Annotated in this window: 21 protein-coding genes; 8 read left to right on the forward strand and 13 right to left on the reverse strand. The window is 68.0% G+C overall.

Annotated elements, in window-relative coordinates:
* Positions 1-136: 136 nt before the first annotated feature.
* Together F5X71_RS01140 and F5X71_RS01145 are read left to right on the forward strand one after the other, a co-directional pair.
* Entirely contained in the window at positions 137-700 is a 564-nt protein-coding gene (locus F5X71_RS01140; RefSeq protein WP_167460262.1) for a DUF4282 domain-containing protein, read from the forward strand.
* A 214-nt stretch (positions 701-914) separates the two neighbouring features.
* Complete coding sequence (locus F5X71_RS01145; RefSeq protein WP_167460263.1) at positions 915-1,796, forward strand: helix-turn-helix domain-containing protein; 882 nt, start codon at positions 915-917, stop codon at positions 1,794-1,796.
* Between the two features lie 36 nt (positions 1,797-1,832).
* Here the strand turns inward: F5X71_RS01145 and F5X71_RS01150 are convergent, their stop codons facing one another.
* Positions 1,833-2,258 carry a MarR family winged helix-turn-helix transcriptional regulator gene (locus F5X71_RS01150; RefSeq protein ID WP_167460264.1) on the reverse strand — a complete coding sequence of 142 codons (426 nt, stop codon included), beginning with the start codon at positions 2,256-2,258 and terminating at the stop codon, positions 1,833-1,835.
* An 85-nt stretch (positions 2,259-2,343) separates the two neighbouring features.
* On the opposite strand from F5X71_RS01150, the gene F5X71_RS01155 reads away from it, so the two are divergent.
* Positions 2,344-3,807, forward strand: coding sequence for an MFS transporter (locus tag F5X71_RS01155; protein ID WP_167460265.1), 1,464 nt, complete (start codon positions 2,344-2,346; stop codon positions 3,805-3,807).
* Between the two features lie 71 nt (positions 3,808-3,878).
* Here the strand turns inward: F5X71_RS01155 and F5X71_RS01160 are convergent, their stop codons facing one another.
* Positions 3,879-4,427, reverse strand: a complete 549-nt coding sequence (locus F5X71_RS01160) for a dTDP-4-dehydrorhamnose 3,5-epimerase family protein (RefSeq protein WP_167466104.1) — start codon at positions 4,425-4,427, stop codon at positions 3,879-3,881.
* A 2-nt stretch (positions 4,428-4,429) separates the two neighbouring features.
* Positions 4,430-5,302 carry a glucose-1-phosphate thymidylyltransferase RfbA gene (gene rfbA / locus F5X71_RS01165; RefSeq protein WP_167460266.1) on the reverse strand — a complete coding sequence of 291 codons (873 nt, stop codon included), beginning with the start codon at positions 5,300-5,302 and terminating at the stop codon, positions 4,430-4,432.
* 226 nt (positions 5,303-5,528) lie between these two features.
* Between rfbA and F5X71_RS01170 the strand changes: the two genes are divergently transcribed.
* Positions 5,529-6,521 carry an alpha/beta hydrolase gene (locus F5X71_RS01170; protein WP_167460267.1) on the forward strand — a complete coding sequence of 331 codons (993 nt, stop codon included), beginning with the start codon at positions 5,529-5,531 and terminating at the stop codon, positions 6,519-6,521.
* 167 nt (positions 6,522-6,688) lie between these two features.
* Here F5X71_RS01170 and F5X71_RS01175 read toward each other — a convergent pair whose 3' ends face one another.
* Positions 6,689-7,390, reverse strand: coding sequence for a hypothetical protein (locus F5X71_RS01175; protein ID WP_167460268.1), 702 nt, complete (start codon positions 7,388-7,390; stop codon positions 6,689-6,691).
* 67 nt (positions 7,391-7,457) lie between these two features.
* Entirely contained in the window at positions 7,458-8,171 is a 714-nt protein-coding gene (locus tag F5X71_RS01180; protein ID WP_167460269.1) for a hypothetical protein, read from the reverse strand.
* A gap of 312 nt (positions 8,172-8,483) precedes the next feature.
* Between F5X71_RS01180 and rfbB the strand changes: the two genes are divergently transcribed.
* Positions 8,484-9,503, forward strand: coding sequence for a dTDP-glucose 4,6-dehydratase (rfbB, locus tag F5X71_RS01185; protein ID WP_167460270.1), 1,020 nt, complete (start codon positions 8,484-8,486; stop codon positions 9,501-9,503).
* Here rfbB and F5X71_RS01190 read toward each other — a convergent pair.
* Positions 9,482-11,053, reverse strand: coding sequence for a DUF2142 domain-containing protein (locus F5X71_RS01190; protein WP_238815667.1), 1,572 nt, complete (start codon positions 11,051-11,053; stop codon positions 9,482-9,484). The two genes, rfbB and F5X71_RS01190, sit on opposite strands and share 22 nt — an antisense overlap.
* Positions 11,050-12,033 (reverse strand): glycosyltransferase, encoded by a 984-nt coding sequence (locus F5X71_RS01195; protein ID WP_167460271.1) that lies wholly within the window; start codon positions 12,031-12,033, stop codon positions 11,050-11,052. Before F5X71_RS01195 ends, F5X71_RS01190 begins: the two co-directional genes overlap by 4 nt.
* 147 nt (positions 12,034-12,180) lie before the next feature.
* Between F5X71_RS01195 and F5X71_RS01200 the strand changes: the two genes are divergently transcribed.
* Both F5X71_RS01200 and F5X71_RS01205 read left to right on the forward strand, forming a co-directional pair.
* Positions 12,181-12,720: a GtrA family protein gene (locus F5X71_RS01200; RefSeq protein ID WP_238815668.1), complete on the forward strand. Its 540-nt coding sequence runs from the start codon at positions 12,181-12,183 to the stop codon at positions 12,718-12,720.
* Positions 12,721-12,849: 129 nt separating this feature from the next.
* A complete protein-coding gene (locus F5X71_RS01205) occupies positions 12,850-14,751 on the forward strand; it encodes a glycosyltransferase (protein WP_167460272.1) in 1,902 nt (633 codons plus the stop codon).
* 78 nt (positions 14,752-14,829) lie between these two features.
* Here the strand turns inward: F5X71_RS01205 and F5X71_RS01210 are convergent, their stop codons facing one another.
* From F5X71_RS01210 to F5X71_RS01235, 6 genes are all read right to left on the reverse strand, one after another.
* Positions 14,830-15,681 (reverse strand): SDR family oxidoreductase, encoded by an 852-nt coding sequence (locus tag F5X71_RS01210; protein ID WP_167460273.1) that lies wholly within the window; start codon positions 15,679-15,681, stop codon positions 14,830-14,832.
* A gap of 186 nt (positions 15,682-15,867) precedes the next feature.
* The gene (gene rsgA, locus F5X71_RS01215; RefSeq protein ID WP_167460274.1) at positions 15,868-16,914 is read right to left on the reverse strand and encodes a ribosome small subunit-dependent GTPase A; all 1,047 of its coding nucleotides are present in this window, start codon (positions 16,912-16,914) and stop codon (positions 15,868-15,870) included.
* Positions 16,915-17,127: 213 nt separating this feature from the next.
* Complete coding sequence (gene glfT1 / locus F5X71_RS01220; RefSeq protein ID WP_167460275.1) at positions 17,128-18,045, reverse strand: galactofuranosyltransferase GlfT1; 918 nt, start codon at positions 18,043-18,045, stop codon at positions 17,128-17,130.
* Positions 18,042-18,881, reverse strand: a complete 840-nt coding sequence (gene wzt, locus F5X71_RS01225) for a galactan export ABC transporter ATP-binding subunit Wzt/RfbE (RefSeq protein WP_167460276.1) — start codon at positions 18,879-18,881, stop codon at positions 18,042-18,044. The genes glfT1 and wzt overlap by 4 nt, the downstream gene beginning before the upstream one ends.
* 10 nt (positions 18,882-18,891) lie before the next feature.
* Complete coding sequence (wzm, locus tag F5X71_RS01230) at positions 18,892-19,719, reverse strand: galactan export ABC transporter permease subunit Wzm/RfbD (RefSeq protein WP_167466108.1); 828 nt, start codon at positions 19,717-19,719, stop codon at positions 18,892-18,894.
* A gap of 383 nt (positions 19,720-20,102) precedes the next feature.
* Positions 20,103-20,708, reverse strand: coding sequence for a bacterial proteasome activator family protein (locus F5X71_RS01235; protein ID WP_167460277.1), 606 nt, complete (start codon positions 20,706-20,708; stop codon positions 20,103-20,105).
* Positions 20,709-20,957: 249 nt separating this feature from the next.
* On the opposite strand from F5X71_RS01235, the gene F5X71_RS01240 reads away from it, so the two are divergent.
* Positions 20,958-22,160: a cysteine desulfurase-like protein gene (locus F5X71_RS01240; protein WP_029894056.1), complete on the forward strand. Its 1,203-nt coding sequence runs from the start codon at positions 20,958-20,960 to the stop codon at positions 22,158-22,160.
* Positions 22,161-22,190: the final 30 nt, after the last annotated feature.

The raw sequence follows: 22,190 nt of genomic DNA on the forward strand, positions 1-22,190 counted from the left end.
ACCTTTCCTTTCCCTGGGAGCTCCCTGAGTGAATCCTGGGTATCGGGTGACGGTGGTGTGAGGATGATGTGACGTATCGGCAGGCCCGGGAATCCCCGCTGGCCCGTGCGCGCGATTGCGGGAAGGATTTCCTGCCATGAGTGATGGACCCCACGGCACTCCGCTGCCGGACCCGGCGGAGTTCGACGCCGAATCGCGCTCGATCACCTGGCGGGAATCCGCGGCACGGAAGTTCGCGCGCACCGATCCCGTCGCGCCGGAAGTGGCGCCGGAACCCTTCGAGAGTCCGCGCGCGTTCGGGCAGTGGAGCGTCGCGGCGGCTCGCGGTTTGCTGGACGTGCAGTTCCGGCGTCCCGCCACCCGCACCCTGCTGCCGCTGGCCTACATGCTCGGGCTCGTGTTCGCCTTCGCCGTGCCCATCGCGCTCACCGTGCTCATGTGGCGGGTGTCGGCGGTGCTCGGCGTGCTGGCCGCGCTGCTCGGCGTGCCGCTGGGGCTGACCATCGCCGCGACCGTCCGGCTGCTGCTCGAGTTCCTGGTGAACGCCTCGCGACTGGCGACCAGGGTCGAGCACATCAGCGAGCTGGCCGACGATCTGTTCCAGGCGCTCTCCGATGTCGCCGAGCCGGTCAATCAGCTCTCCGAAGACGTTCGCGCGGTGCAGTTCTGGCGATTCCGCAAACGCGGCACCCGGCGATAAGCCGCCGCGCCGCGCCGCGCCGCGGCCGCGGTCTGCCGGTTCCCCGGGTTGTGGTGTCGCCCATGCTGACCCGGGCTTGTTTCGCTGTGAAACAATGCCGTTTGGACGCCACGGCCGCGGCCGGATGGTTGTCTGATAGTGCGGGGCACGCTGCCGGTCATTCGGAGTGGATCGGCCGGGGTGCCCGATGCTCGGCGACAAGGGGGGAACACCTATGGCATTACCGCAGGGGACAACTGGATCGACCATGCCCCGGCGGCAACTCGGCCGCCATCTGCGCGATCTGCGCAATCGCGCCAGGATGACCACGAGAACCGCTGCCCAGCAACTGGAATGGTCGGAGGCGAAGATCTGGCGGATCGAGACCGGCCAGACCTCGCTGCGCAGCCTCGACGTCGAGGCGATGTGCAAGGTCTACGGCGCCCCATCCGATGTGATCGGACCGCTCACGGCCCTGGCGCGGGAGACCAAGGCCCGTGGCTGGTGGACCGCGTACGGCGACGTGATCCCGGAGGGGTTCGAGGTCTACATCGGGCTGGAGGAGGCGGCCGCGCGGCTGTCGACCTACGAGAGCGAAGTCGTGCCAGGCCTCTTGCAGACCGAGGCCTACACGCGCGCACTGCTCAGCGCGGCGCGCCCCGACATGCCGGCGAACGAGATCGACCGGCGGGTGCAGCTGCGCATGGCGCGCCAGGCCATGGTCACCCGTGCCGACGCGCCACTGCACCTCGACGTGGTGATCGGCGAGTCGGTGCTGTGGCGGCGCATCGGCGGCGACGCGGTGACCGCGGCTCAGCTGGAGCATCTGCGGCGCATGTGCGACCTGCCGAACGTGCGAATCCAAGTGGTGCCAACGGATTCCGGCTATCACGACGGCATGGACTCGGGACGGTTCGTCCTGCTCGAGTTCCCCGAACTGCGCGCGGGTCAGGCGCCGGAGCCGCCGGTGGTCTACGTCGAGGCCTTCACCGGACCGGTCTACCTGGACAAGGAAAACGAGATCGACCGCTACCGAAGGGCTTTGGCGAACATCAAAGCGGCCGCGGTGGACGCGCGCGAGGACATCGAGCAGGCGCGCAGCAGTCGCGTGTTCTGACGGCGGGGCGGGCACGGCGCCGAATCGTGCGGCGGCTCAGCACTTTCGGCCGGGCTTGCCCCAGCTCTCGGCCAGCACGCTGCGATGGGTCGGCAGCGCCCGCTCGTACACCGCGCGGCCCTTGTCGGTGAGGCAGACGAACACGGCGCGCCGATCCTCGCGGCACATGGTGCGCTTGACGAGGCCGTCGCGCTCCAGCCGGGCGACCGCCCGCGAGAGTGCGCTCTGACTCAGATAGATGTCGTTGGCCAGATCGCTCATTCGATAGTCGCCACAGTTGGCATCGATCAGCCGGTCCAGCGTCTCGAACTCGCTGAGCCCGATTCGATGCTGTCCCTGCAGCGCTTTTTCGAGCGCGCAACTCACCGTCGCATGCCGGTCGAGCAGTACACGCCACTCGTCCACCAGCCCGGACGGCGCGACGGTGCACCGGGCTGTCTCGATTGCCGACGGCTTCGACATGGCCCCATCCTAGTGACCCCGGGCGATCTATGCAACCGCATTAGATGTGTTGGCATTTAATGCGTGCGCATGTAATGTACCCCGCATGACTTCACCAGCAACCCTGGCGGCCGCACCCGCGACCGATCCGACCCGATGGACTACCCGCCTGTGGGGCATGCTGATCACGCTGTGCATCGTGCTGTTCCTCGATGGCCTCGACGTATCGATGATCGGTGTCGCGCTGCCGTCCATCGGCAACGAACTCGACCTGTCGACCTCGACTCTGCAGTGGCTGGTGAGCGGCTACATCCTCGGCTACGGCGGCCTGCTGCTGCTCGGTGGCCGCACCGCCGACCTGTTCGGCCGCCGCAAGGTCTTCCTGATCGCCCTGGCCGTGTTCGCCCTGGCCTCGCTCGCCGGTGGCCTGGTGAGCAGCGGACCGCTGCTGATCCTCACCCGTTTCATCAAGGGTCTGGCGGCCGCGTTCACCGCGCCGACCGGCCTGTCGATCATCACCACCAACTTCGCCGAGGGCCCGGCCCGGAACAAGGCGCTGTCCATCTACACCGTGTTCGGCGCGGGCGGCTACTCGTCCGGTCTGCTCTTCGGTGGACTGATGACCGGCGTCGGCTGGCGCTGGACCTTCCTGTTGCCCGTCCCGATCGCGCTGGCCGCGCTGGCCGCCGCCTGGTTCCTGGTGCCCAAGGACAAGCCCGCCGAGGAGGGCGGCCACGATCTGTTCGGCGCGCTGCTGTCCACCTCCGCCATGCTGCTGCTGGTCTACACCGTGGTCACGGCGCCGGAAGCGGGTTGGGCGTCGGCGCGGACCCTCGGTTCGTTCGTCGCGGTGCTCGTGCTGTTCGCCGCGTTCATCGCGGTGGAGCGGCGGGTCAAGCACCCGCTGGTGCGCCTGGGCATCCTGCGTAAGGTTTCGCTGGTCCGGGCCAGCCTGGCGATCGTCGCGGTGGCCGGTTCCTACTTCAGCTGGCAGTTCATCGTGACCCTGTTCATGCAGGACACCCTGGGCTGGTCGCCGCTGAAGCTGTCGATGGCGCTGCTGCCGGTCGGCCTGATGGTCGCGCTGTCCGCGGTGTTCTCCGACAAGCTGGTCGACCGGTTCGGCACCGGCCCGATCATCGGCGTCACCATGGCCGTGATGGCCGTCGGCTACCTGCTGTTCCTGCGGCTGGACACCGCGCCGTCCTACTGGACGATGCTGCTGCCCGCGATCCTGCTGATCGGCATCGGCTGGGTCGGCTTCCCCGCCATCAACATTCAGGCGACCAACGGGATCGACGACGAGGAACAGGGCCTCGCGGCGGGCGTGCTACAGACCTCCATGCAGGTCGGCGCCGCCATCGTGCTCGCGGTGACCACCGCGATCATCGCCTCGGGCGCACACGGCGGAACCTCGCCCGCCGCGATGCTCGACACCTACCGTCCCGGCCTGATCTTCGCGGCGGCGGTCTCGATCGTCGGTGCGCTGGTCGCGCTTTCGGCCTTCTTCGGCAAGCGGAGCAAGCAGGCCGAACCGGCCGCCGAACGCGAGCTCGAGCTCGTCGGCTGACCTGTTCGACCGTGATACCGCCGACCGGCGGCACCACTGGGTGCCGCCGGTCGGCTGTTTTGTGTCCAGGGTCAGGAAAAGGGCGGCGCCGCCGCGTCTTTGGCGGAACGGATGAACGTGAGCGGAGTGCCGTCCCGCCCGACGGTCGGCCAGTCGATGCCCAGCCGAGGATCGAAAGCGTCGATCTCCCTGTCGAATTCGGGCGTGTACTCCAGCGAGCACAGATAGGTCACCGTGGAGTTGTCCGCCAGCGACAGAATGGCGTGACCGAGCCCCTCGGACAGGAACATCGAGCGCCGGTCGACATCGTCGAGCAGCACGCTGTCCCACCGGCCGTAGGTCGGTGAGCCGGGGCGCAGATCGACCACTACGTCGAGGAACGCACCGCGCACACAGGTGACGTACTTCGCCTGTCCCGGTGGGTCTTCGGTGTAGTGGATGCCGCGCAGCACGCCCGCCGCGGAGACCGAGCAGTTCACCTGGCGCAGATCGAGCGCGCGGCCGGTCGCCTTCTCGAACTCCGAGGCCTTGAAGCTCTCCAGAAACATCCCGCGGTCGTCACCGAGCTGGCGCGAGGTGATCACCCATGCGCCGGGCACGGCCAGTTCACGGAACTCCATGCTCACCAATCCCGTCCACGCTGCAGCAGATCGAGCAGGTAGCTGCCGTAGCCGGAGCGCACCAGCGGTTCGGCGAGCTTGCACAGCTGTTCGTCATCGATGTAGCCCATCCGCCAGGCGACCTCCTCGGGCACCCCGATCTTGAGGCCCTGTCGTTCTTCGATGGTGCGCACGTAGTTGGCGGCGTCCAGCAGCGAGTCGAAGGTGCCGGTGTCGAGCCAGGCGGTGCCGCGCGCGAGCACGTCGACCTGGAGCCGATCCTGTTCCAGGTAGGCCCGGTTGATATCGGTGATCTCGTACTCGCCGCGCGCCGAAGGGCGCAGCGTGCGGGCGATCTCGACCACGTCGTTGTCGTAGAAGTACAGCCCGGGTATCGCGTAGTTCGACCGCGGCGCCTTCGGCTTCTCCTCGATGGACACCGCGCGGCCGCCGGTGAACTCGACCACGCCGTACGCGGTCGGATCCGACACCCAGTAGGCGAACACCGCACCGCCGTCGATGGCGGTGAAGCGATTCAGATTGGTGCCGAGGCCCGGCCCGTGAAAGATGTTGTCGCCGAGCACCAGCGCCGCGGTGTCGGTCCCGATGTGCTCGGCGCCCAGCACGAAGGCGCGCGCCAGCCCGTCCGGCTCCGGCTGCACCACGTAGCTGATCGAGAGCCCGAACTGGGTGCCGTCGCCGAGCAGCCGGGTGAACGCGGCGGCGTCGCCCGGCGTGGTGATGACGAGGATGTCCCGGATGCCCGCGAGCATCAGCGTGGACAGCGGGTAGTAGATCATCGGCTTGTCGTAGACCGGGACCAGCTGTTTGCTCACCCCGCGCGTGATCGGGTGCAACCGGGAACCGGTGCCGCCCGCCAAGATGATTCCGCGCATGCCGAGGAGTCTGCCAGGGGAGCGCGGGTTTCGTACGGGCGGCCTTTCGAATTGGTCACGGAATCGGTTTTCGTGGTTTCGCGGGCCGGTGGGGTGGTGATTCTGTTGCTTAGGTCACACAACACATGTTGTTTTGAAACAACATCGTGTGAGATGTCAGCGCCGACAGCTCGCCTGAGACCGTCCGGTCGGGAATCGGCGCGCCAGTGGGTGAGGTAGGTGCGCGATGGCTACCAGTCGAGCCGGCGATCCCGGCATGGTCATGAATCCGGAAACCCTGAGCGCGCCCGCCCGGCTGCTGCTCGCGGCGTGCCTCGGCGTCATCCGTCCCGCCCTGCGCGCGGCGCCGATCACCCGCGCCACCATCCCGATCGGTGCCGCCGCGATCGATACGCTGGCCCGGCTGCGACCGGAGCCCACCGGCATCGACCGGGAGCGGGTGTCGCTCAACGGTTTCCGGATGGAGATCGTGCGGCCCGCAGGCGCGGCACGGGCGCTGCGGCACGGGGCGGTGCTGTACATGCACGGCGGCGGCTTCGCCGTCTGCGGACTGCGCACCCACCGCCCGGTCGCCGCGAGTCTGGCCCGGCGCACCGGCCTGCCGGTGGTGAACGTGGACTATCGGCAACTGCCCGGTCGCCGCATCACCGATTCGGTCGAGGACTGTCTCACCGCGTACCGCTGGCTGCTGGCGCGCGGGGCCGATCCCGGCCGGATCGTCTTCGCCGGTGATTCCGCGGGCGGCTACCTGACTTTCGCGACCGCACTGCGCGCGCTGGCCGTCGGCCTGCCCGCGCCTGCCGGGTTGGTCGGACTGAGCCCGCTGCTCGATCTCGACTACGCGGCCAAGCGCGGGCACGTCAATGTGCGCCGTGACCCGTACATTCCGTTGCTCGCGCTGGCGGCCGTTGTCCGGATCGGCGCGGAGGTGGACGGCAAGCTCGATCCGCTGCTCTCCCCGGTGAACGGGATGCTGGCGGGATTGCCGCCGGTGCTGCTGATCGCGGCCGAAGACGAGGTGCTGCGCTACGACTGCGAGCTGATGGCCCAGCGCCTCACCGCGGCGGGCGTGCCGAACGCGGTGGAGCTGTGGCGCGGTCAGGTGCATGCCTTCATGAGCATCGCGCCGAACCTGCCGGAGAGCCGGGCCGCGCTGGCGCGGGTGTCGCGGTTCGTCCGGGCCAGGATCGAGGAGAACCAGCAGGCGCGGACCGCATAGCGCGGCCCGCCCTGTCGAGGCGAGCCCCGTTCCGCTGTGGCCGGGACGGGGCTCGTCGCCTGCCCGGACACCTTCGGTGGCAAGCGGTTTCGTGCGACGTGGCGATACCCGGACGGCGCCGGGCCGTCCGGGTATCGCGGTATTCGGTTGTGCGTGTTCGGCTTCGCCTACTTGGCGGGCAGCGGCGGCTCGTTGATGGTGGTGAAGTACTGGATGGCCGCGCCGATGGCGACCGGGGCGGTCACGAAGATCTGGCCGGCGACGGTGCCGAGCGCGCCGACCGCGATGATGCCGCCGAGGCAGCCGACCGCCGCGGCCGGGATGAACGGGCCGAACAGGCCGACGATGGTGGCCGAGGCCGCGGTGGCGCCGAGCAGGCCGCCGAGCACGCAGCCGACGGCCGCGCCGCCGAGGCCGCCGACCAGGGTGCCGATGGTGGCGCCCATGCTGATGGTGCTGGTCATCCGGCTCCAGGCCGCCTGCTCACGGTCGTATTCGGTCTTCCACGGCGCCTTGTCCTCGAACGGCAGGGCGACCGGCTTGTAGGTCGCCTGCGCCATGTCGAGCTGCGGGGTCAGCGTCGCGGTGTGCCCGGAAATGTCGGCGGCGATGGGGAATTCGAAGTCGTCGACCCGCAGGTGCAGCGGGGTGCCCGCGACCACGGTGCCGTCGGCCGCCTTGATCTTGAAGATGCCGTCCTCGACGACCATCGAGCCGGCATCGGTCTTGATGATCGAGCTCGAGTCGACGGTCTCGGCGGTGAAGTTGATGGCCTCCTCGGGGGCGGGCGCCGCGTGCACGGTGCCCGCGGTGACGCCGAGCGCGGCGATGAGCAGCGCCGAGATCGAAGCTAGTTTCTTGATGAACATTTCCACGTCCTTATCCAGGTGTCGGCGGCAGGCCGGGGTTATCCGGTTGTGCGCGTCAGGGATCGAGCTACTTCGCCGGTGGTGTGAAGGGGCTGGTGGTGGTGGCGAAGTACTGGATCGCCGCACCGATGGCTACCGGGGCGGTGATCAAGATCTGGCCCGCGATGGTGCCGAGCGCGCCGACGGCGATGATGCCGCCGAGGCAGCCGATGGCGGCCGCGGGAATGAACGGGCCGAACAGGCCGACGATGGTGGCCGAGGCCGCGGTAGCGCCCATGATGCCGCCGAGCACGCAGCCGACGGCCGCGCCGCCGAGACCGCCGACCAGGGTGCCGATGGTGGCGCCCATGCTGATGGTGTCCTTCAGCCGGTTGAAGGCGGCCTGCTCGCGGTCGTACTCGCTCTTCCAGGGCGCCTTGTCCTCGAACGGCATGGCGACGGGCTTGTACACCGCCTTGGCCATGTCGAACTCGGGCGTCAAGGTCGCGGTGCGCTCGGAAATATCGGCGGCGATGGGGAATTCGAAGTCATCGACCCGGAAATGCAGATCGGTGCCCGCGATGGTGGCGCCGTTGGCGGCTTTGATCTTGAAGATGCCGTCCTCGACGGTCATGGAGCCGGCGTCGGTGGAGATGATGGTCTGCGTGTCGGTGGCGTGCGCGGTGAAGTTGACGGCCTCGTTGTCGGCCGCGGCGGCCGGTGCCGCGTTACCGGCGCCCGCGGTGACGCCGAGGGCGGCGATCAGCAGTGCCGAGGTGGCGGCGAATTTCCTCATCAGCATTTCTTGGAGAACCTCGATGCGAAGCGTTGGAGGGGACCAGATGATGGAAATCCAGACCAGCTAACGAGTGGTGAACCGGTTGTGACGCTTAATTCAAATTGTGTTCACCGCGGCGCCTCGTGCATCGGTGCGTTGTCCGAAATGTGCACTACTGTCTGGGTTTTGGCGCTGCCGCCCGACTGGGCATCGCCTCGGGGCCTCGATGCGGGGAGACGAAGGTCACAGAGTGCAACTGTGGCAATTTTTCGCGCGGATTGCCATGTCTTCGCGTTGTGCCCGACCTGCCCCCACTGGCCGACGTAGAGTCGGGGGGTGCGATTGCTTGTCACCGGCGGAGCCGGATTCATCGGGGCGAACTTCGTCAAGTCGACCGTGGTCGATCGCCCGGACACCACCGTCACCGTTTTGGACGCGTTGACGTATGCCGGAAATAAGGCATCCCTGGACGAAGTGGCCGACCGTATCGATTTCGTCCACGGCGATATCGCCGATCTCGACCTGGTCGACGAACTCGTCAGCGGTGTGGACGCGGTGGTGCATTTCGCCGCCGAATCCCACAATGACAACTCCCTCGCCGAACCATGGCCGTTCGTGCAGACCAATATCGTCGGCACCTATTCACTGCTGCAGGCGGTGCGCCGATACGACGTGCGCTACCACCACGTCTCCACCGACGAGGTCTACGGCGACCTCACCCCCGACGCGCCTGCGTTCACCGAGCAAACCCCGTACAACCCGTCGAGCCCGTACTCGGCCACCAAAGCCTCGAGCGATCTGCTGGTGCGCGCGTGGACCCGATCCTTCGGCGTGCGCGCCACACTGTCCAACTGCAGCAACAACTATGGGCCGTATCAGCACGTGGAGAAGTTCATCCCACGCCAGATCACCAACTTGATCGACGGCGTGCGCCCCCGGCTCTACGGCGCCGGGCACCAGGTGCGCGACTGGATCCACGTCGACGACCACAACCGCGCCGTATGGGATGTGTTGGAGCGCGGCCGCATCGGGCAGACCTACCTGATCGGCGCGCAAGGCGAACACGACAACAAGACCGTCGTACGCCTGCTTCTGGAAGCCTTCGACCGCGACCCCGACGACTTCGACCACGTCACCGACCGCCCCGGCCACGACCAGCGCTACGCCATCGACGCCACCCTGCTGCGCGAGGAACTCGGCTGGACCCCCCGCTACAGCGACTTCCGCGCCGGCCTGGCCGCCACCATCCAGTGGTACCGCGACAACGAGGCCTGGTGGCGCCCCCAGAAGGCGATCACCGAACAGGCCTACGCCGCCGCGGGCGAGCAGACGGTTCAGCCCCAGACGATGTCGTAGTACTTCCAGACGGCGGCGGTCAGGGCGATGACGGTGGCGACGATGATGGTGACCGCGGGCCCGAGGGTGGGGGTGCGGCCCGCGATGTCGGTGAGGCGCAAGGACATCCAGCGCAGCAGGACCGCGAAGGCGACGATCGCCAGCGGCACGAAGTAGCGGCCCTGTACGCCGTCGATGATGTAGTAGCCGACGGGGGTGAACGACATGTACAGCGTCACATAGATCATCGCGACGCTGGCCGCGACGGTGAGGGCGACGATCAGGGTGCGGCGGAAGGTGGCCGCGGTCATCCGGTCGGCGATGCCGATGCTCACCGCGAAGGCGAACAGGCAGGCCAGCATGGTGAGCGCCGGGACGTCGATGTAGGCGAAGCCGAGCTCACCGAAGAACTGGCTGAACCACCGCTGGTCGCGCAGCGCGATGCTCTCGCCGAACACGCTGACGAAATGTCCTGGGTCGGTGAGGATTCCGTGCAGCTGATCGGCCGGTCGCACCGAGCGCCACTGGTGCTCGGGGCGCATCAGGCCCATGCCGTCGCCGGTGGGGGCCGCGATCTTCATCCACACGGCGAAGGCGATGCCGCCCACCGCCGCGAAGATCCAGGGCAGCGCGCGCTGCCAGCCCGCGAAGCCGAACCGCTGTGCAGGCACCAGCACCACCAGCATCGCGAGCAGCACATAGGTGGGCTTGCTGACGGGCAACAGCACCGTCGCGGCCAGCAGCGCACCGGTTTCCACCCGGCCGAGCCGCGCACCGAGGAACAGCGCCTTCACCAGCAGCGCCGATACCAGGATGGCCAGCGCGTTGGTCATAGTGTCGGCGGTGACGGTGCCCGCCTGGAACACCGCGATCGGCAGCACCGCGACGGTGAACGCCAGCCACTGCACCCGGTGCTCGCGCAGCGCGTACAGCCCGAAGCCGACCACGGCGAGATAGCAGAGCAGGCCGGCCAGCCTGGTCAGCGCGATCATCCCGCCGACGTCGAGGCCGAACGCCTCGGCCAGCCGAATACCGATGGCGGCGGGGATGTACGGCACCGGCGAGTACGCGGCGGTATTGGTGAACCAGACCGGTTCGGTCGCCTCCGAGACCGCCGCGGCCCCGAGCCGGTCGTAGGCGCCGGGGTCGGCGACCATGTTGTCCGGCTCGTCGGGGTTGGTGGTGTAGTCCGTCAGCGCGTAGCCCATCAGGGCGGTGATGCTCTCCGGGACCTCGCCGCCATAGGCGACACCGCGGTCGTCGTGGATGCGCTGCGGCAGGAACCCGCCGTGCGCGACCTGATAGGCGCGGCCGAACTGGGTGATCTCGTCGTGGCCCCAGAACGGTGGGGTGAGCACGGTGAACAGCCCGCCGAAGATCGCGACGAGCACGGTGAAGGCGATGGTCGCCGCCCCGCAGCGTTCGACAACGCGCGCGCCGATCGAGGACCACGCGGCCTTCGGCGCCTCGGGTGTCGACGGCGCGCCGTCGGTCGTCGCCGTCTCGGCTTGCGCCGGAGCTGGATTCGCTTCGCTGGGCGCGGCCGTCGTGCTGTCCGCCGAGGCGGTCACCGTCCGGCTCCGCCGGTGCCGCCGTCGCCGTTGGGATGGATATCGTCGGCGCTCACCGCGGAGTAGCGCAGGTACACCAGGCGCGCGGCCTCGTGCCGCGAGCGCCGGATGCCGTCCAGGATCAGGCCCGCGGTCCAGGCGAGGCTGCCGAGCAACAGCAGGGTGAAGCCGAGGAACAGTGTCGGGAACCGCGGCACCTCACCGGTGTTGTAGAACTCGACCACGATCGGGATGCTCAGGATGATCGAGACCAGCCAGCTCAGCGTGCCGAACAGGCCGTAGAACGCGACCGGCCGCTCGTGCCTGGCCAGGCCGATGATCAGCGCCAGGATCTTGAATCCGTCGTGGTAAGTGCGCAGCTTGCTCTCGCTGCCCGCGGGCCGGTCGCGGAAACCCACCGGCACCGCGGTGCGCGGCACCCGCAGATGCAGCGAGTGCACGGTCAACTCGGTCTCGATCTCGAACTCGCGTGAGACCGCGGGGAAGCTCTTCACGAACCGGCGGGAGAACACCCGGAACCCGCTCAGCATGTCCTCGACGTTCTCGCCGAACACCTGCCCGACTACGCCGTTGAGCACCTTGTTCCCGGTCTCGTGGCCGGCACGGTACGCCGACCCGCTCTCGTCCTGCCTGCGGACGCCGAGCACATGGTCGTAGGGGCCGTCGAGCAGCGTCTTGATCATCAGCGGCGCGGCCGACGCCTCGTAGGTGTCGTCGCCGTCGATCATCAGATAGACATCGGCCTCGATGTCGGCGAAGGCGCGGCGAACCACATTGCCTTTGCCCTTGGTGTTCTCGTGGCGCACGATCGCCCCGGCGGCGCGGGCGCACTCGGCGGTCTTGTCCGTACTCAGATTGTCGTAGACGTAGACAACGATCCCCGGCACGGCGGCCTGAAGGTCGGCGACGACCTTGGCGACCGAAGCCTCTTCGTTGTGGCACGGCACCACTGCGGCAATACGAAGCTCGGTGGAGTCCACCCGGGTCAATCCTCGCGATCGGTGGTGAATGTGGGAACACCGGGAGGGTACAGGGAACCTACCCGCGACGCGTGCCCGACCTCACCGCCGCGACCGAGGAATTTCGCGGCGTGCTCGGTAGCCGCGGCCCTGCGGTACCGTCGGGCCGTGCCAACCAGTGAGTCGACCGCGCGGGCGGGCGAGACCGTGTCCGCCGAGGGATCGATGGTCCGCAAGGTGCTGACCGCGCTGCGGCAGGGCAGTGCGTTCCTGGTGGTCGGCGCGATCGGGTTTCTCGTCGACGCGGGCACCTACAACCTCCTGGTCTTCTGGGGCGGCGAGGGTCTGCTGTATCGCTACCCGCTGCCCGCCAAGATCATCGCGATCGCGGTGGCGACGGTGGTCACCTACTTCGGCAACAAGTGGTGGACCTTCGCGCACAAGAAGACCGACAATCCGGGGCGCGAATATCTGCTCTACGCCGTGTTCAATGTCGTCGCGATCGGCCTGCAACTGGGTTGCCTCGGCTTTTCCCGGTATGTGCTCGACCTGTCCTCGCCACTGTCGGACAACATCTCCGGCACTCTCATCGGGCAGATCGTGGCCGTGGTGTTCCGCTACTGGGCCTACGACAAGTTCGTTTTCACCGGCGCGGACAAGCGCGCCGACGCGACCGACGGTGCCGGCGCAGCGAATTCTCAGCAATAGCATGGGGTGCGGTGGCACCCCGCCTGAGCAGGCAGCTATAGCGGGTGATTGATATTCTCACCCCCGCCGCGAACGGCATCCAGGGGCGTGTTTGTCCCGTCCGGCACGATAAACGATTTCGAGGACTTCATGGAGCAGTCGGCTACCCAGGCCGTTACCGAAACGAAAGATCGAGCGATGGCCGTTGACGCCCCGGCTTCGCTGCGCTCCGACCATCGGGCGCCGGACCGGCTGGTGCTGCAGCGCGGCATCTTCACCGGCCCGTCGGCCAAGGTCAGCGACGAGCTGTATGCCGTCGTCAAGGGACGCGCCCACCGGGAACGTCAGGTGCTGCGGTTGGAAAAGGGCGCCGCCGCGCACACCAATACCTACTTCGGCCGTTTCGCGGCCAGCTACTGGCAGCGCTGGACCACCGTCACCGAGGTGCGGGTGGACATGGTGCTGGACGTGGTCAAGAAGGCGAAGATCCGGCTGGTCGCCTCCGACATCGCGGGGCATCGCCGGATCATCGACACCGCCCAGGTCGGCGCGAGCGGGCCGGTGACGTTGGCGGCCACCCTGGATCAGTACGTCGACGGCGGCGCGATCTGGCTCGAATTCGACGCTGTCGGTGGCGATCTCGGCATCTCCGAGGTGAGCTGGAGCACCGCGGCACCCGAGCGGATCCGCCCCGTCGCGATCGCCATCTGCACCTTCAACCGTGCCGAGGACTGCGCGCACACCGTGGCGGCGCTGGCCTCCGACGCGGTCGTGCTCGGCGCGATCGACGCGGTGTACGTCGTCGATCAGGGCACCGACCTGGTGCAGGATCGGCCGCTGTATCAGGAGGTAGTGCCGACCTTCGGGGACAAGCTGCGCTACATCCGGCAGCCGAATCTCGGTGGGGCCGGCGGTTTCACCCGCGGGCTTTACGAGGTGTCGGCTGCCAACGAGCACGCCGACGTCATCCTGATGGACGACGACATCCTCTGCGAGCCCGAAACCGTGCTGCGGCTCAACGCCTTCGCCAACATGACGGTGGAACCGACCCTGGTCGGTGCGCAGATGCTGTTCCTGCTCAACCCCGACTACCTGAACGTCGGCGCCGAAGAGGTGCACCTGCAACAACTGCGGCACGGGCAGAAGGTGCCGAAGGCGTTGCGCAACACCAGCATGCTCAAGCGCAACCAGGAGCGCCGGGTGGATGCCGGCTACAACGCCTGGTGGACCTGCCTGATCCCGGCCGAGGTGGTCGCGAAGATCGGGCTGCCGGTGCCGATCTTCTTCCAGTGGGACGACGTCGAATACGGCATCCGGGCCAGGGAGCACGGCTTCGTCACGGTCACCCTGCCGAACGCGGCGGTCTGGCACGCGGACTTCTACTGGAAGGACTACGACGACTGGGCGCGCTACTTCAGCACGCGCAACTCGTTGATCGTCGGCGCGCTGCACGCCGACCTGGACGGAAAAGCGATCACCCGCAAGCTGTTCCGGGAGCTCGGCGAGCAGTTGGTCGCCATGCAGTACGGCCTGGTGCACACCACGTTGCAGGGCATCGAGGACTTCCTGCAGGGGCCGAAGGTGTTGCGGGACGGCGGTATCGCCGCGCTCGCGGCGGCGCGCACCAGCCGCGCCGACTACGCGGAGACGATCAAGCATCCGGCCGCGACCCCGCCGGTGCGTTCCGGTGACATCCAATTACGCCGCGCCACCGGCGAACCGAGCCGTCCGCTGCTCGTGCTGTTCAAGCGGGCCATCAACCAGTGGTTCGGCCGCACCCAGCACGGCGTCATCGGCGTCACCCGCGAGGACGCGCACTGGTGGCATGTCTCGCTGTTCGACCACGTCGTGGTCACCGACGCCTCCCAGTCGGGCGTGCGCGTCCGGCAGCGGGACAAGGCCCGTGCCCGTCAGCTCCTGCGCCGCACCATCCGTGTCCTGCGTCGGCTGCGCAACGAACTGCCGACCCTCCAGGAACAGTACCGCGCCGCGGTTCCGGAACTCACCAGCCGCGCCAACTGGGAACGCCTCTACGGCATCAAGCCGCAATAGCCCCTGCCCCAACCGATCTCACCCGTGAGCCGCCCGGCCCCGTGCCGGGCGGCTCGCTTCGTCTCCCGAAAGCCGGTGCTAGAGGAAGAGGTCGGTGGTCAGGGGGCCGTCGCCGGGGACTACGCGGTACTTGTCGAGGTCGGTGATGCCGTGGGCGGCGAGGACGTCGTCATCGATGAAGAAGTTGCCCGAGGTGTCCTTGGCCGGGGAGGTGAGCACGAGGTAGGCGGCGTCGGCGTAGATGTCGGGGGTGCGCGAGGTGGCGATCATCTCCTCGCCGCCGAGCAGGTTCTTGACGGCGGCGGTGGCGATCGTCGTGCGCGGCCACAGCGAGTTGACACCGATGCCGTCGTTCTTCAGTTCCTCGGCCAAACCCAGTGTGGTGAGCGACATTCCGTACTTGGCGATGGTGTAGCCGAGCGAGGCGCCCGCCCACTTGGGGTCGAGGTTGAGCGGCGGCGACAGGGTCAGGATGTGCGGGTTGCGTGCCGCGGCCGCCGACGCGCGCAGGTGCGGGATGCTCAGCTTGGCGAGCAGGAAGCTGCCGCGGCAGTTGATGTCCTGCATCAGGTCGTACTTCTTCATCGGCAGCAGGTCGGTGGGGGACAGGTCGATCGCCGACGCGTTGTTCACCACGATGTCGATGCCGCCGAACCGCTCGACGGTCTGTCGCACGGCCTCGGCCACCGACTCGTCGCTGCGCACATCGCCGACGAACGGCAGCACCTGGCCGCCCGCCTGCTCGAGTTCGGCCGCGGCGGTGTGGATGGTGCCGGGCAGCTTCGGATGCGGCTGATCGGTCTTGGCGATCAACGTGATGTTCGCGCCGTCGGCCGCGGCCCGCTTGGCGATCTCCAAGCCGATGCCCCGGCTACCGCCGGACATGATCATCGTCCTGCCCGCGAGCGGCTTCGATCCCGATTCCGTCATGTGACCTGCTCCTGTCGTCCATGCCGCAGGTGGGCCCCGCGGCCTTCCGCACTTCGCACACTAAGCGTAACCCGCATTACTATGCAACCAGTTGCATAGGGGTGGGGGCGTGAAGTTCCTCTCGCGTGACGCGACGGCCGGGCGGGTGGTAGCGATCGCCGCCGCACCACCCGCCCGGCTATGCGATCAGCGCCGGGAACCGCGTTCCCGATACATCTGCCGCTGCTGCTTGCTGATGTCGCGCCACTGGCGCTGCCGCTCGGCCTGCAACCGCCGGTCGGTGCGCGCCGCCATCCAGGCGTTCTCCTTGGCCAGCCGCTGATAGCTGTCGAGCCGGCGCTGGGTCAGCTCGCCGCTGTCGATGGCCGCCGCGACGGCGCACCCCGGCTCGCCGCGATGCGCGCAATCGCCGAAACGGCATTGCGCGGCAAGGGATTCGATATCGCTGAAGGTCTTCTCGATTCCTTCGGCGGCATCCCACAGTCCGACCCCGCGCAGCCCGGGTGTGTCGATGAGGGTGCCGCCGTTGGGCAACGGCCGCAGCTCTCGATGCACCGTGGTGTGCCTGCCCTTCTTGTCCACCGAGCGAACGGCGTTGGTGGCGAACACTTCCTGTCCGAGCAGTGCGTTGGCCAGGGTGGACTTGCCCGCGCCGGACGGGCCGATCAGCGCGACCGTCCCGTCGAGCATGGCGGCGAGCACATCAAGACCGATCCCGGTCTCGACGCTCACCGCGAGCACGGCGGCGCCGGGCGCGACGGCCCGCACCACGTCGAGCGGAAGATCCGCCGCCGCATCGGCTTTGGTGAGCAGCACGACGGGCTGGGCGTTGCTCTCCCAGACCAGCGCGAGCATCCGCTCGATCCGTCCGAGATCGACATCGCCGTCGGCGGCCGCGCAGATCAGCACCGTGTCGACATTGGCGGCCAGCACCTGTCCTTGGGAGCGCCGGGAGACCGAGGAGCGCGTGACCGCCGACCGGCGCGGCAGCAGTCGCCGCACGTTGGCGTCGGCGTCGATGCTCACCCAGTCGCCGGTGCACAGCCCGCTGACCTCGGCATCGGGCCGGGGACAGCGCGCTCGCGCCGGTCCGGTGGGTGTCGCGACATCGCATTCGCTGCGGTCCATCCGAATCACCCGGGCGGGCACGCAGTTCTCCTCGATCAGCGAGGCGTATTCAGCGGCTACGGCTTCGGTCCAGCCGTAAGGGACTAGCAGGTCGTACTCGACCATGATGGGGGAAATCCTTCGTCGGGCACTGAGCCCGCACCGGACTCAGCGACTGGAGATGGGGGTGGAGGTCCGTGCGGCGGCGTGCTTTCGCACAGCTCGTCCGGGCACGGCAATCCGAACAGTCCTTGTCACGGTCCACACCTCCTCACCTGTCTCGCAGTTGATCCCCACCATCGCACGCGCGCCGACGGCGCGCAATCGAATTAAATCCGGCTACTTGCGCGGGTCCGGCTTGCCGAACTGCTCGTGCCTGCCGAGCGAGCGCAGGTGGAACCATTCGCGCAGGCCGGCCGGGTCGCGGCGGGTCACCAGGAAGAACCAGGAGAAGCGAATCCATTCCTGCGGCAGCAGCTTGCGCATGCCGGGCTGCGACATCAGGTAGCCGCGGTTGCGGTAGGTGAAGTAGCGCTTGACCGGATCGTCGGGGTACTGGGTGTGCATCCGCCCGCCGAGGATCGGCTTGAACTCGGCGGCGCCGTTGGGGTGCAGGTACGCGGTCTGCAGACAGGTGCCGAACGGCAGCCCGGAACGGACCAGCCTGCGGTGCACCTCCACCTCGTCGCCGCGCACGAACAGGCGCAGGTCCGGCACGCCGATCACATCGACGGCCTTGGCCGAGATCAGCGCGCCGTTGAACAGCGAGGCGATACCCGGTAAGAAGTCCTCCTCGCCCAGCTCGGAGCGCAGCCTGCGCCACACGACGCCGCGGCGCAGCGGGAAGGCGAGCCGGTCCGGCTCGTCGATATCGCACACCACCGGCGACACCTCGACGAGTCCGTGCCTGCGCGCGCAATCCAGCAGGGTGGCAAGCACTTCCGCGCCCTCGGGCCTGCCGTCGTCGTCGGCCAGCCAGACCCAGTCCGCGCCGAGGCTCAGCGCGTGCAGCATGCCGAGCGCGAAACCGCCAGCGCCGCCGAGGTTGTGTGCCGAACCGAGATAGGTGGCCTCGATCGGCTGGTCCCGCACCAGGTCGGCGACCTCGGTTTCGTTGGCATTGTCGACCACGATCAGGTGGTCGACCGGACGAGACTGGGAGGCAATGACTTTCAGCGACTCGGCGAGCAGTTCGCGGCGCTTGTGCGTGACGACCACGGCAACGATGCGCGCGTCCGGCCCGGTCGGCTCACTCATACCTGGTTCCGCTCCAGTTCTCTTCCGTTTTCCATGGCCCGTTCGGCTTCCAGTTCGCGCAGCACGGTCGCGACGTGGTTGCCCGCGTCCGGACCCTCATAGGCTCGCACGACTTCTTCGATGCCGCCGCGCAAACGGATCTCTCCGTGATCGATCCACAGCGCGGTATCGCAGAGTTGTGCGAGAAATTCATTGGAATGGCTGGCGAATACCAGGATGCCCGATCGGGCCACCAATTGCTGCAGGCGCAGCCGAGCTTTCTTCATGAATTCGGCGTCCACCGCGCCGATGCCCTCGTCGAGCAACAGGATCTCGGGGTCGATCGAGGTGACCACGCCCATGGCCAGGCGGACCCGCATACCGGTGGAATAGGTGCGCAGCGGCATCGACAGGTACTCGCCGAGATCGGTGAAATCGGCGATCTCGTCGATCTTGGACATCATCTGCTTACGCGTCTGCCCGAGGAAAAGGCCGCGGATGATGATGTTCTCGTAGCCGGAGATCTCCGGGTCCATGCCGACGCCGAGATCGAACACCGGCGCCACCCGGCCGCGGATGCGCGCGCTGCCGCGCGAGGGCTCGTAGATGCCCGAAAGCAGTCGCAGCAGTGTCGATTTGCCCGCGCCGTTGTGCCCGACCAGGCCGACCCGGTCGCCCTCTTTCAGCGAAAGCGTGATGTCGCGCAGCGCCTCGACGACCACCACGTCGGACTTGTTGCGCCCGATGGCGCCGCCCGCCTTGCCGAGGAACGCCTTCTTCAACGACCGCGATTTCGCGTCGAAGATCGGGAATTCGACCCAGGCCTGGTGGGTTTCGATACTCACATGCTCGGTCATCGATCCGCTCCTAAACCCAGTACGGCACGCGCGAACGGAATTGCTTCATCGCGAAGATGGCGACGATCCAGCCGACCACGGTGATGGCGCCGACGATGAGCCAGTGATACAGGTGCTGGTCGTCGCCGAGCAACGGGGCGCGAATGATCTCCAGGTAGTGGAACGTCGGAATGATCTCGGCCAGTTTCGCGCGCTCGCTGACCTGCCCGCCCTGCGCCTCGAGGCTCTTGGTGTTCCACATCACCGGGGTCAGCACGAACAACATCAACGTGAGACTGCCGAGGATCGGGGCGATATCGCGGTAACGCGTGCTGAAGATGCCGAACACGATCGACACCCACATCGCGTTGAGGAACAGCAGGCCTAGCGCCGGAATCGCGAATATCGCGGTCCAGTGCAGCTTTTGCCACACCCCGAACGCGATCAGCACCACGAGGTAGATCAGCATGTTGTGCGCGAAGAACAGCAGCTGCCGCCAGACCAGGCGATAGACGTGCACGCTCAGCGCCGATGGCAGCTGTTTGATCAGTCCCTCGTTGGCGATGAAGACATCGGAACCCTCGAGAATGCTGGCGTTGATCACATTCCAGACGATGATGCCGACCGCCACATACGGCAGGTAGTCCTTGACCGGCTGGCCGAGCAGCGCGGAGTACAGCAGGCCGATCGCCGCCGCCTGCACACCGGTCGCGATGGTGATCCAGAACGGCCCGAGCACCGAACGCCGGTAGCGCTGCTTGATGTCCTGCCAGCCGAGCGAAAGCCACAGCTCGCGCTGGCCGAAGCCGACGCGGAAGTCCTTGAACGCCCGCCGGAAGGTCTGCGAGTCCGAGGTGATCGGCGCATCGTCGACCGGTTCGTTCGATGCGGGCGCGGCCTCGTCGGGCGCGGTCTCGTCCGCACCGGTCCGCGCCGCGACGGCGGGCGCCTCCCCGGCGCTCACCGGATCCGCTTCCGGCGCACTGTCGCCTGCGCGCGCCTCGGCGGTGTCTGGGCGCGCGGGTACGTCGGAACGCTCGGACTCATCGGAACGCTCCGGGTTTTCTGAACGCGCTGAGGTGTCATCTGAACGCACTGAGCTCTCTTCACGACGCCCCGGGCTCTGATTCGAGTCGGGACGAGCGGCAGCGGCGGGCACGGTGCCCGAGCCTACCCTTGGACATTCGTACCGGCCCGCGTGGCACACGCGGGCCGGTGCCTCTCAAAGCCGCGCTTCGGAGCTCACAAATACTGCCCGGACCCGCCCGTGACGTGATTGGGCTGCCCGCCGCGCGGGTCCGCGGCGTGGATGCCGGGCGGCAGCGCGCCCTGTCGCATCTGCTCGAGCTGGGCCCGCGCGGCCATCTGCTGGGCGAACAAGGCCGTCTGGATGCCGTGGAACAGGCCCTCCAGCCAGCCGACCAGCTGGGCCTGGGCGATCCGCAGCTCCGCGTCCGAGGGAATGGCGTCGTCGGTGAACGGCAGCGTGAGCCGCTCGAGCTCGTCGCGCAGTTCCGGGGCGAGGCCCTGCTCGAGTTCACGCACCGACGATTTGTGGATATCTTTCAGCCTGCTGCGGCTCGCGTCGTCGAGTGGAGCGGCGCGCACCTCCTCGAGCAGCTGCTTGATCATCGTGCCGATGCGCATGACCTTGGCGGGCTGCTCGACCATGTCGGCCAGCGACTCGCCCGCGTCGTCGCGGTCGTCCGACTCGTCTTTCTTGTCCTCGTCGGTCACCACCTGCGCGGTGAAGGGCGCGTCCGAGGCGACCTCCGCCGGGATGACCAACGGGCGGCCGTCCGGTCCGACGACGACGATGTGGTCCGGTGACTCATCCGATTGCGTCATGGTCCCTATCATGTCGCGTTGCCGCCGAACGCGCTAAAGGGGCTGCGCCGTGCCGTGCGCGGAGCCGGCGGACCGGTGTACCCGGTCCTCGCCCTGCCGCGGCGGCGGCGTTCTATCCTGTTCGGGTCGTGTGGTTCGGATTTGCTGAAAGTCGGTTGCCATGCTGAGTCCCAGGTCGCTGTGCCCCCGTGCGGAAGCCGAGGGGAACACGGTTACACAGGCTCGCCCGCTGCCCTTAGAGTGGCCAACATGACTTACGACGTCGCGAGGGTTCGGGGCCTGATACCGTCCCTCGGCGACGGCTGGATCCATCTCGACCCGCAGGCGGGCATGCTGGTGCCCGATGCGGTATCCCGCGCGGTCTCAACGGGTTTCCGAACCTCATCTTTTTCCCATATCGGTCGTAACGGCGCGGCCGTGCGCAGCGCCGCCATTCTGGACGCGGCGCGCGAGGCGGTGGCCGACCTCGTCGGCGGCGATCCGGCGGGCGTCGTGCTCGGACCGGACCGCGCCGTCCTGCTGGCCTGGCTGGCCGAATCGCTGAGCTCACGGCTCGGGCTCGGCACCGGCATCGTGCTGTCCCGGCTCGACGACGAGGCGAATGTCGCGCCCTGGCTGCGCATCGCCAATCGCTACGGCGCGCACGTGCGCTGGGCCGAGGTGGAGATCGAGACTTGCGAGATGCCCTCGTGGCAGTTCGAGGAGCTGATCGGCCCCACGGCGCGGCTGGTCGCACTCACCGCTGCCTCACCGATCGTCGGCTCCGCGCCCGCGGTCCGGGTGGCCGCCGACCGGGTGCACGAGGTGGGCGGACTGCTCGTCGCCGACGCGTTCGGCGCCGCGCCCTACGCGCTCATCGACATCGATGAACTCAACGCCGACGTGGTCGCGCTCAGCGCACCCGCCTGGGGCGGTCCGCAGATCGGTGCGCTGGTCTTCCGCGACCCTGCCTTCCTGGACCGGATCCCGTCGATGTCGTTGAACCCCTACGCCAAGGGCGCCGAGCGGCTCGAGGTCGGCGGGCACCAGTACGCCCTGCTCGCCGGGTTGACCACCTCGATCGACTTCCTGGCCGGCCTGGACGAGCGGGCGCGCGGCAGCAGGCGCCAGCGCCTGGAAATGTCGATCACCTCGCTGCAGGACTACCACGATCAGCTGTTCGAGCATTTGATGGACGTGCTGGAGAAGATCCCCGGCTTGACCGTCATCGGCCGGGCCTCCACCCGCATCCCGACCGTCAGTTTCACGCTGGCGGGCATGCAGGCGGAGAAGGTGGCGGCCAAGCTTGCCGACAACCGGATCGGCACGGTCAGCGGCGTGCACGGCGGCAGCAGGCTGCTCGACGCGCTCGGCGTCAACGATGAGGGCGGCGCGGTCACGATCGGCCTCGCGCCCTACACCACCAAGTTCGAGATCGACCAGCTCGGGCGCGCCCTCGTCGCGCTGGAATGAGGCTCGCAAGCCGCTGCGCGCCGCGCGCGT

It is taken from the genome of Nocardia brasiliensis, from assembly GCF_011801125.1.
GTDB classification, from domain to species: Bacteria; Actinomycetota; Actinomycetes; order Mycobacteriales; family Mycobacteriaceae; genus Nocardia; species Nocardia brasiliensis_C.